The following is a 9,711-nucleotide window of genomic DNA, read 5'->3' as shown; positions in this document are numbered from 1 at the left end:
CGCCCAGAGGACGTGTCACGGCTTCAGCCATGACACGAGGAGAGGGGGGGAGGCAGGAGAGCCTAAGGAATGCTCCGGAGGAGGCGGAGCCTCCCGTCCACAGGCGGCAGAGCCGCCCAGAGGACGTGTCACGGCTTCAGCCATGACACGAGGAGAGGGGGGAGGCAGGAGAGCCTAGAACCTTAACCGAGAACCGCTTTCAAACCGCCATCTAATTAGCATTAAATAAGCTAATTAAATCTCGCCGACCATCGACAACACGAACAATTTCGACGACCTCATCGTTCAGTCGATAAAATAAAATATATTTGTCCAATATAACCCCCCTCAAACCGACCGATAAACCATCATAGGGTTTGCCAATTGTGGGAAAGCGACGTAACCTTTGACACCAAGCTTCAAATTGATTGAGAAACTGTTCTCCGGCTTCGAGACGATTACCCGAAAGACCATCAATAATGTCTTGCAAGTCGCGAAGTGCCGGGGGCGAAATGATGTATTGTCGCATGGACTTATCCATCGTTTCCTTGATGGAGGCGATCGCGCAGTTGAGCCACGACCACATCTCCATCGAGTCCCTCGCCCTGATCGAGTGCAGCAATCCCCGCTTCAACCTTTTGGCGAGTTTCACCAAGCCATTGCTCGTATTCTTGTTGTTGCTGGAGCAGGATTAAAGCTTGACTGAAAAGGTCTTCAACACTTTGATAGTGACCGTTGGCAAGTTGTTTTTTAACAAATGCCTCTTGTTCGGGGTTTAAGGTGATTTGCATGGGGACTGCTCATCTTGACGCTCTGCCCTACCATAACATCTGGAAATTGCCAAAGAGATAAACCTAGGGATTGCCCCTAGATTTATCTCTGCGTGAAACCTTAACCGAGAACCGCTTTCGCTTTAGCCAACACGTTATCCACCGTGAAGCCAAATTTCTCCATCACCGTTCCACCCGGAGCCGACGCACCGAAGGTATCGACACTGAGCATATCGCCCTCAGCACCCATATAGCGTTCCCAGCCGAAGCGAGTCGCCGCTTCAACCACCAAACGCTTCGTAACCGCTTTCGGCAACACAGACTCACGATAAGCCTCGTCTTGCTCCTCAAACAGTTCCCAAGAAGGCATTGAAACCACACGCACCTTCTTACCTTCAGCCGTGAGTTTCTCCGCTGCATCAATACAGAGAGAGACTTCACTCCCCGTACCAATCAGCAGCATCTCAGGAGTTCCCTCACAGTCAGCAGCAATGTACGCGCCTTTGGCGACATTGTCAGCGGTGCTGGCGGCCAAGTTGGGGACATTCTGACGAGTGAAAGCAATCAACGTCGGACGCTTGCGATTTTGCACCGCCACTTTATACGCCCCCGAAGTTTCATTACCATCAGCGGGACGAATCACCACTAAGTTGGGAATCGCACGCAGGGAGGCGATGGTTTCTACCGGTTGGTGCGTGGGACCATCTTCACCCAGGGCGATGGAATCGTGAGTCATCACATAGATCACGCCCGCTCCTGACAAGGCCGACAGACGAATCGCCGCCCGCATATAGTCGGCAAACACCAAGAACGTGGCACAGTAGGGGATTAAGCCGGAGTTGTGGAGAGAAATCCCGTTACAAATCGACCCCATGCCATGTTCACGAACCCCGAAGCGGAGGTTGCGGTTCTCATAGGTGCCTTTTTGGAAGCTGCCGGAACATTTGAGTTCCGTCAAGTTGGAGTGGGTTAAGTCCGCCGAACCGCCGATGAGTTCCGGGAGGTTGGGGGCTAAGGCGTTGAGGGTGGCTTGGGAATGCTTACGGGTAGCAATTCCTTTGTCCTCGGGGGTGAAGCTGGGTAAGTCTGCATCCCACCCTTGGGGCAGTTCACCCTTAAGCATCCGCTCGAAGGTGGCGGCTTCTTCTGGGTATTTGCTGCGATAGGTGTCTAGGGTAGCGTTCCAGGCCTGTTCAGCTTCTGCACCGCGCTCGATCGCTTTGCGGAAATGCGCTAAAGCATCTTCAGGAACTTCAAAGGGATCGTGGTTCCAACCGAGGTTTTTGCGGGTGGCTTCGATTTCTTCGGCACCGAGAGCGGCACCGTGAATGCCAGCGGTGTTGCCTTTGTTGGGGGAACCGTAGCCAATGGTGGTGGTGACTTTGATGAAGGAGGGTTTGTCGGTGACTTTTTTGGCTTCGGCGATCGCCTTCTCAATACTATCGAGATCGGTGTTGCCGTTTTCGACGTGAATCACGTGCCAGCCATAGGCTTCAAAGCGTTTGGCCACATCTTCGGTGAAGGAAATATCCGTGGACCCGTCGATGGAGATGTGGTTATCGTCGTAGAAGGCGATCAGTTTGCCGAGTCCTAGGTGTCCAGCCAAGGAACAGGCTTCCCCAGAAACCCCTTCCATGTTGCAGCCGTCGCCGAGAATGGCGTAGGTGTAGTGGTCGACAATCTCCGCGTCGGGTTTGTTGAAACGAGCCGCCAGGTGAGCCTCAGCCATCGCTAAACCCACCGCATTAGCAATCCCTTGTCCTAAAGGACCCGTGGTGACTTCTACGCCAGGAGTTTCAAAGTTTTCCGGGTGTCCGGGGGTACGAGCGCCCCATTGACGGAACTGTTTAATATCGTCAATGCCGACACTGTCATAACCGGTTAGATATAACAGGGCGTATTGCAACATACAGCCATGTCCAGCCGAGAGGACAAAGCGATCGCGGTTAAACCACTGAGGATTTTTGGGGTTAAAGCGCATGAAGCGATCCCAGAGAACAAACGCCATCGGCGCAGCTCCCATGGGAAGTCCGGGGTGTCCAGACTTGGCTTTTTCAACGGCATCAATCGCGAGGAAGCGAATGGAATTAATGCAAAGTTCTTGGAGTGATTGGGTGGCGACTGCCATAGTTTCTACTGTTAAACGATTGACTGGACGAACAGGTGTGAGGTGAAGGAATTCGCGAACGGATAGACGAACCAAACGCCCTCACGAAAGTGTCCCCATCATCCCACTATGGGGATCGAGGAGCAAGGGGCAGACCCGAGAGAGCCGAACGCTCAACTCAACGCCTTAGTGATATTTCCCAAAGGCGAGACAGACATTATGACCACCAAAGCCAAAGGAATTCGAGAGAGCCACATTCACCTCTCGCTCTCGGGCCTGGTTGGGAACATAGTCTAAATCGCAATCGGGGTCCGGGTGTTCTAGGTTCACCGTGGGGGGAACGCGATCGTTGGCTACGGCTAAGACGGCTGCCACCCCTTCAATACCACCGGCACCGCCGAGGAGATGTCCGGTCATGCCTTTGGTGGAACTGACGGCGGCGTTGCGGGCGTTGTCTTCCCCTAGGGCCGCTTTCATGGCGGCGGTTTCGGTGCGATCGTTGGCGGTGGTACTGGTTCCGTGGGCGTTAATGTAATCCACCTGCTCGGGTTGGATGTTGCCATCTTTGAGAGCCAGTTGAATGGCGCGGGCAGCCCCTTCGCCTCCGGGAACCGGCGAGGTCATGTGATAGGCGTCGCAGGTCATCCCATAGCCCAGCATTTCTGCGTAGATGGTGGCTCCCCGACTCAGGGCCATGTCTAAGTCTTCGAGAATTAGCACCCCAGAGCCTTCACCCATAACAAAGCCATCCCGCTGGGCATCGAAGGGACGGCTGGCCCGTAGGGGGTCATCATTGCGGGTGGATAGGGCTTTGGCGGAGGCAAAACCGGCGACAGATAGTTGCGTAATCGCCGCTTCTGCACCGCCACAAATCATGGCTTGGGCATAGCCTTGTTGAATCAGGCGGAAGGCATCGCCAATGGCGTTTGAGCCAGCGGCGCAAGCGGTGACGGGGCTGGAGTTGGGTCCTTTGGCACCTGTATGGATGGCCACGAGTCCCGCTGCCATGTTGGCAATCATCATGGGAACCGTGAAGGGACTCACTCGCGAAGGACCGCGTTTGAGGAGGACTTCGTTTTGGTCTTCCATCACCTTGAGTCCACCGACCCCCGTTCCGAGCATGACACCGATTTGTTCGGCGTTGAGGTCATTGATCTCCAAGCCAGCATGGGTGAGGGCTTGTTTGCTCGCGGCCACGGCAAATTGGGCGAACCGCGCCATGCGTTTGGCATCTTTGCGGTCAATGTAGTCATGGGGGTCAAAGTCTTGGACTTCTCCGGCAATCCGACAGGCGTAGTCGGTCGGATCAAACAGGGTAATTGGCCCGATGCCGATTTTGGCCGCGAGGAGTCCCTGCCAATAGTCGTCTACGGTTTTCCCGATGGGCGTAATCGCCCCGAGTCCCGTGACAACAACACGTTTGCGCTGGGTTGAGGATTGGGTCATGATGTCAGTCAGTATCGAGGGAAGGTCGAACCCGACGAAATACCAAAATGGTTAGTTTTATTAAGTCTTAGGGTTTTAGGGCAGTGGACAGTTTGGAATGGACATTTATATAAAACAAAACTTTCTTATTGATGTGTTTTGAGCTTCAGCAAATGTCCTATTTTGTCTGGCGACTGCTCTGGGTTTAAGTGAACGTTCGGCGATTGGCTTGTGATTGCGCGATCTTCAGGAGGATGACGCTAGGAGATCTCAACCAAGGCGGTCGGTTGAGGTCCCCGGTCATCTCTTAGGCTTGTGCAGCGGCGGATTTCTCTTGGATGTAGCTAATGGCATCCTTCACCGTCAGAATTTTTTCGGCGTCTTCGTCGGGAATTTCGATATCAAATTCTTCTTCAAAGGCCATGACTAATTCCACGGTGTCGAGGGAATCGGCACCAAGGTCTTCGATGAAACTGGCTGCTTCTTTAACTTGGCTGGCTTCAACACCCAAGTGTTCCACGACAATTTCCTGGACTTTCTCTGAAACGTTCGTTTGACTCATCGTTAGGCTTCCTATATTAACTGGCGCAGCAATTTGATGCGGCTGATCCGCAGACAAGCGATTTTACCGTCTGTCGGGGACAACAAACAAGGGATCAAATGGTTTCGTTGCGCTCAATGGTCTGTTGGTCTGTCTTCATCCTATCGGAACGAGCGATCGCCGCGAACCGCGTGGGGACCCGTTGCGAACTCGGGCTGGCCGCAAATCTAGTTAGGGCAATGGCTCAGCATAGCCGGCGCGAACTAGGGCCTGATAGAACATGGCCGTCACTTCAGCGCGAGTGGCCGGTCGCTCCAGGTCTAAGTCTTCGGAATCGGGGGGTTTACGGTCAAGTTCTGCCTCAATGGCAGCGGAAATGGGAGATTTTGCCCAATCCGGGACGGTCTGGCGATCGCCGTAGGCTTGTAAAATCTCGTCGGGGTTATCCGGGTCTTCCAAGTTTAGGCCCGCCCGCAACGACAGCAACACCTCTAGGCGAGAGATGGACTGTTCTGGGCGAAACTCGGGGCCGGGATAGCCACTCAAGAAGCCCAGACGAACGGCGGTATCAATATCCGAGGCGGCCCAGTAGTCATCGTTAACATCCTCAAAGTCTAAGGGGTCTCGCACGCGGTTATTGCCCTCAAACACCTGCTGAACCAGGCGAGCATATTGGGCGCGAGTGACCGGTTCTTCTGGGGCGAAGCGATCGCTCGCAACCCCCTCAATCAAACCTCGGGCCGACATAGCATCAATATAAGCTTTAGCCCAATTTCCCGCCTCGACATCGGCAAAGTCAATGGGGTCCTCAACCTCATCGCTGACATCGGGACGCACTTCGCTCTCGGTCCCATCATCCACATTCACATCATCCGTTGGGGTGGGGATACCCGCTAACTCATCCTCGGGCATCATCTCTTGCGTCTCTGAATCCGTCTCTGGCGTCTCCTCAGCGGGAGTTTCCTCAGTCTGATCTTCATCAGCGGGAGTTTCCTCAGTCTCTTGGTCTAAGTCCCCGCTTTCCAGGGCGCTGCGGGCTTCATCGCCCAGACCACGACCAACGTCCTCAACCTCCCCCGAGGCGGACTCGCCAGCCGCCTCGCGATCGCCGCCAGAATCGCCGCCAGAATCGCCGCTAAAATTGCCACTCAAGAGGAGGGAACCTCTCCCATCTTCCTCGTCTGCTGCTCGTCGCCGGGACCCTCTAGCTGTCTCCTCCTCCGCATCCGGTTGGCGGGTGCGGTTCTGCGATCGCTCAGATGCCCCCCTTTCGGGACTTGGCGGCGGCTGCAACCGGCCTCGATCCCGGCCGGTCGCGGTGTCCTCATCTGTATCATCATCTGTATCATCAGAAGAACCACCAGGGCGATCGCCATCCTGCGCCAAACCGGGAATATCAACCCCCGCAATTTGGTTTGGCGTGATGCGTCGGAGATTACCCCCAGTTAAAACCCAGAAGCCGACACCGCCGAGAGTGGCCAGAGTGACAAAAATGGCAATCCATTCATCGCGTTCAACAGGCCGGGGAGATTCGGGAGGAGTGGGGTTAGCCATGAAAGCACCTCAATTGAGCAGCAGTTGTTCTCTTGACCTCGATGATATCAGCATATCTCGGTCGCCTTAGTTGATTCATCTAGGTTGACTCGCCGGCCGAGACTTCTGATACGGCGGTTGAGGAGTCGTGGTTGATGGAGTTGTCATGGCCCGTCTCAAGCTGTTGGCGGAAGCGTTCGATCAGGCCAATGGTGACGGCGGGAAGTTCGAGATGAGGCGTTAAGCCGACCTCTTCGAGAACTTCAAAGGCCTGAACCGCTTGGGGATTGAGATCCGCCAGACGGCGACCGACTTCAAAGTTGACAAACTGGGACTTTTTGCCCCAAAGCATCGCTGTCGGGGTGTTCAGTTCCGGGAGATAGCGGGCTAAGTCAAAGCAACAATCACCGCGAACAAAGGCCAGAGCGGCATAATCGGCGTTTTCCTGTTGAGCCGATTCGAGATAAGCGTCGATGATTTCGTCGTAAATGCGTTTGGGATCGGCAAATTGACGCTGTTCCAGGAAGGAGCGGATTCCCCCTGGGGTGGCGACACCTAAGCCATAGAAGAGGCGATCGACGATGGGGGTTTTGACGATTTGGGCAAAAAAGGTGTTGTTGTAGCTATTGCCAAAATCCGAGAGGCCCGTGGGATTGGTGAGGATGAGGGATTTGAAGCGTTCAGGATAGGCGATCGCCACGCGAATGGTAAAGGCCGCCGTCAGGGAGGAGGCCACCACCGTCACCGGTTCGTCACAGGTGGCGGCTAGGAACTCGCCAATGGTGGTGATGTAGTCATCGGGGACATAGTCTCGTTGGGGATGTTCTGATCGCCCCCAGCCAATGAGATCCGGGGCCAGGATGCGATGGCGATACGCAAAGGCGGGATAGACTTTCGACCATTCATAAGCCGACGACCCCCCACCGAGTCCATGGAGGAAGACGAGGGTGTTGTCACTGGGGGCGCGATCGCCCTCAGCGGTGTAATAGGCCATGCGGCCCAAGGAGGTTTGAATCGCCTGTTGGCTAAAACCGGGGGGAATCTTCATATGGCTTGCTCCTGATTGATCTGTAATTTGGGGAGGTGGAGGGTTATCTTGTGTCAGCTTCTGTTTCTGTTGTAGCGAATGCTGGCAGCGGCGGTGTCCATCGGAAGTCCGATCTGGATGTCGAGATGGATTTCGGGATGGATTTAGGGATGGGGGCGATCGCCGGCTTGGATATCCCCAGATTGGCCGCCAGTTTTCCTGAGCAGGCGAATCCCCTCAATTTGCAGGGTTTTCTCCAGAGCCTTCGCCATATCATAGAGGGTCAGAGCGGCAACTGAGACCGCCGTTAAGGCTTCCATTTCCACTCCTGTTTCTGATTTTGTCTTCACCGTAGCTTCGAGGCGATAGCCGGGCAAATCCGGCGCAGCGTCAATCTGAACATCAATTTTTTTTAGGGGCAGAGGGTGACAGAGGGGGATGAGTTGGGCCGTCTGTTTAGCGCCCATGATGCCTGCGAGTTTCGCCGTTGCCAAGACATCGCCTTTGGGAGCATTTCCGGCGGCGATCGCCTCAAACGTCTCTGGCTTCATCCGCACATAGCCCTCGGCCGTAGCTTCGCGAACCGTGACCGCTTTCTCGGAAACATCCACCATACGGGCTTCGCCGCTCTCATCGAGGTGAGTTAAATTTTTTTTTGGCTGGGGGGGTTGCGTCATCGATTTTTTTCAGTTATGATGGTTTCCTAGCGAACAACGCAAGGGCTTGTAGCTCAGTGGACTAGAGCACGTGGCTACGGACCACGGTGTCGGGGGTTCGAATCCCTCCTAGCCCGTTCCAAAGTATAAACGAGTGGTTTCCAATTCGGGAACCACTCGTTTTGCATTTCGGGGCTAGAGACTTCCCCAAGCTTCATCTCACAACTTGTTTAAGGTGAGCCATCCATGGAAGACAACAATTCCCCTCAATCTGAATCTCCCCGCCCTTCTCAGACATTCAGTAATTTAGACGGGGTTCTGGGTTGGATCGAACGGGTTGGCAATGGTCTACCCGACCCCGTGACGCTATTCCTGATGCTGGCGATCGGGGTGATTCTCTTGAGCGCCTTGGCGGCGGCGGCGGGGCTTTCTGTGGTGCATCCGGCAACGGAAGAAACAGTTACAGCCATGTCGTTGCTGTCTGGCGAAGGATTGCGACAAATGGTGACCGAGGCCGTGCAGAACTTTGTGCAGTTTCCTCCGTTGGGGCCGGTGCTGGTGGCCATGCTGGGGGTAGGTTTGTGCGAATATACTGGGCTGCTGTCTGCCGCGTTGCGGTGGGGAGTATCGGCGACACCGCTGGCTTTGATCAGCCCTGGTATTGTGTTTTTGGGGGTGATGTCAAACCTAGCGTCGGATGCTGGGTACGTGGTGTTAACGCCCCTAGCGGCGATGGTGTTTGCAGCGGTGGGTCGCCATCCGATTGCGGGGCTGGCAGCGGCGTTTGCCGGGGTTTCGGGAGGGTTTAGTGCCAACCTACTCATTGGGACCCTAGACCCCTTGCTAGCCGGGATTAGTCAGGATGCCGCCGGCTTTATTGACCCAGGTTATGTGGTGAATCTCACCGGCAACTACTACTTTATGGCGGCGTCGACCTTTGTGATTACCCTGGTGGGGTGGTGGATGACCGACAAGGTAGTTGAGCCTCGTCTGGGTCCCTATGAGGGCGATCGCACCCCAGAAGATGAACAGACCCTCACCCCCTCCGAGCGCAAGGGGCTTCGCTGGGCCTTGTATGCTCTGTTAGCCGTGCTGGCTTTGCTCGCCCTTCTAGTGCTACCCCCCAATGGCGTTCTGCGCGATCCTGAGACGGGCAGCCTTGTACCGTCTCCCTTCCTCAACGGCATTGTCATTTTGATTACCCTGGGTTTCCTGATACCGGGAATTGCTTATGGCATGGCGGCGGGAACCGTGCGCAACGATAAGGATGTGGTCAAGGGGATGTCCACAGCGATGAGTGCCATGGGCTACTACATCGTGCTGTCGTTTGTGGCGGCACAGTTTATCGCCTACTTTAACTGGAGTAATCTGGGGGTTATCGTTGCGGTGAATGGGGCAAATTTGCTAGAAGCTAGTGGCTTTACAGGCATTGCGCTGCTGTTGAGCTTTGTGCTGCTGAGTGCGTTTATCAACCTCTTCATCGGTTCAGCGTCGGCGCAATGGGCGATTATGGCTCCGATTTTTGTACCGATGCTGATGCTATTGGGCTATACTCCGGAACTGACGCAACTGGTGTTTCGCATTGGCGACTCGACGAGTAATATTATTACGCCGCTGATGGTCTATTTTCCTTTGATTGTGGCGTTTGGGCAGCGGTTTGATAAAAACCTCAA

The 9,711-nt window shown here is 54.8% G+C and carries 9 protein-coding genes and 1 tRNA gene; 2 read left to right on the top strand and 8 right to left on the bottom strand.

Annotated elements, in window-relative coordinates; genetic code table 11:
• Positions 1–211 precede the first annotated feature (211 nt).
• The 8 genes from R6U67_RS04545 to moaC form a co-directional block, all read right to left on the bottom strand.
• Positions 212–520, bottom strand: coding sequence for a type II toxin-antitoxin system RelE/ParE family toxin (locus R6U67_RS04545; protein WP_410251454.1), 309 nt, complete (start codon positions 518–520; stop codon positions 212–214).
• Entirely contained in the window at positions 513–770 is a 258-nt protein-coding gene (locus R6U67_RS04540) for a type II toxin-antitoxin system ParD family antitoxin (protein WP_068789278.1), read from the bottom strand. Before R6U67_RS04540 ends, R6U67_RS04545 begins: the two co-directional genes overlap by 8 nt.
• Before the next feature lie 100 nt (positions 771–870).
• Positions 871–2,877, bottom strand: coding sequence for a transketolase (gene tkt / locus R6U67_RS04535; RefSeq protein ID WP_410251453.1), 2,007 nt, complete (start codon positions 2,875–2,877; stop codon positions 871–873).
• A 165-nt stretch (positions 2,878–3,042) separates the two neighbouring features.
• Positions 3,043–4,302 carry a beta-ketoacyl-ACP synthase II gene (gene fabF, locus R6U67_RS04530; protein ID WP_410251452.1) on the bottom strand — a complete coding sequence of 420 codons (1,260 nt, stop codon included), beginning with the start codon at positions 4,300–4,302 and terminating at the stop codon, positions 3,043–3,045.
• Positions 4,303–4,588: 286 nt separating this feature from the next.
• Positions 4,589–4,843, bottom strand: coding sequence for an acyl carrier protein (locus R6U67_RS04525; protein WP_068789275.1), 255 nt, complete (start codon positions 4,841–4,843; stop codon positions 4,589–4,591).
• 210 nt (positions 4,844–5,053) lie between these two features.
• Positions 5,054–6,376, bottom strand: a complete 1,323-nt coding sequence (locus R6U67_RS04520; protein ID WP_410251451.1) for an S-layer homology domain-containing protein — start codon at positions 6,374–6,376, stop codon at positions 5,054–5,056.
• Positions 6,377–6,455: 79 nt separating this feature from the next.
• Positions 6,456–7,403 carry an alpha/beta fold hydrolase gene (locus R6U67_RS04515; RefSeq protein ID WP_410251450.1) on the bottom strand — a complete coding sequence of 316 codons (948 nt, stop codon included), beginning with the start codon at positions 7,401–7,403 and terminating at the stop codon, positions 6,456–6,458.
• 143 nt (positions 7,404–7,546) lie between these two features.
• Positions 7,547–8,059: a cyclic pyranopterin monophosphate synthase MoaC gene (gene moaC, locus R6U67_RS04510; protein WP_410251449.1), complete on the bottom strand. Its 513-nt coding sequence runs from the start codon at positions 8,057–8,059 to the stop codon at positions 7,547–7,549.
• Between the two features lie 42 nt (positions 8,060–8,101).
• On the opposite strand from moaC, the gene R6U67_RS04505 reads away from it, so the two are divergent.
• Together R6U67_RS04505 and R6U67_RS04500 are read left to right on the top strand one after the other, a co-directional pair.
• A tRNA-Arg gene (locus R6U67_RS04505) sits at positions 8,102–8,175 on the top strand.
• A gap of 109 nt (positions 8,176–8,284) precedes the next feature.
• A partial coding sequence (locus R6U67_RS04500; RefSeq protein WP_410251448.1) for an AbgT family transporter occupies positions 8,285–9,711 on the top strand: 1,427 nt, incomplete at its 3' end.

Source organism: Sodalinema sp., from assembly GCF_046483825.1.
Classification (GTDB): domain Bacteria; phylum Cyanobacteriota; class Cyanobacteriia; order Cyanobacteriales; family Geitlerinemataceae; genus Sodalinema.
The sequence above is the reverse complement of the archived record's forward strand: the minus strand, read 5'-3'. Positions and strand labels throughout refer to the sequence as shown.

Coding starts and splice junctions, on each gene's coding strand:
- R6U67_RS04525 (WP_068789275.1), bottom strand. CDS start 4,843: ATGAGTCAAACGAACGTTTCAGAGAAAGTCCAGGAAATTGTCGTGGAA.
- fabF (WP_410251452.1), bottom strand. CDS start 4,302: ATGACCCAATCCTCAACCCAGCGCAAACGTGTTGTTGTCACGGGACTC.
- R6U67_RS04515 (WP_410251450.1), bottom strand. CDS start 7,403: ATGAAGATTCCCCCCGGTTTTAGCCAACAGGCGATTCAAACCTCCTTG.
- R6U67_RS04545 (WP_410251454.1), bottom strand. CDS start 520: ATGGATAAGTCCATGCGACAATACATCATTTCGCCCCCGGCACTTCGC.
- R6U67_RS04520 (WP_410251451.1), bottom strand. CDS start 6,376: ATGGCTAACCCCACTCCTCCCGAATCTCCCCGGCCTGTTGAACGCGAT.
- R6U67_RS04540 (WP_068789278.1), bottom strand. CDS start 770: ATGCAAATCACCTTAAACCCCGAACAAGAGGCATTTGTTAAAAAACAA.
- tkt (WP_410251453.1), bottom strand. CDS start 2,877: ATGGCAGTCGCCACCCAATCACTCCAAGAACTTTGCATTAATTCCATT.
- moaC (WP_410251449.1), bottom strand. CDS start 8,059: ATGACGCAACCCCCCCAGCCAAAAAAAAATTTAACTCACCTCGATGAG.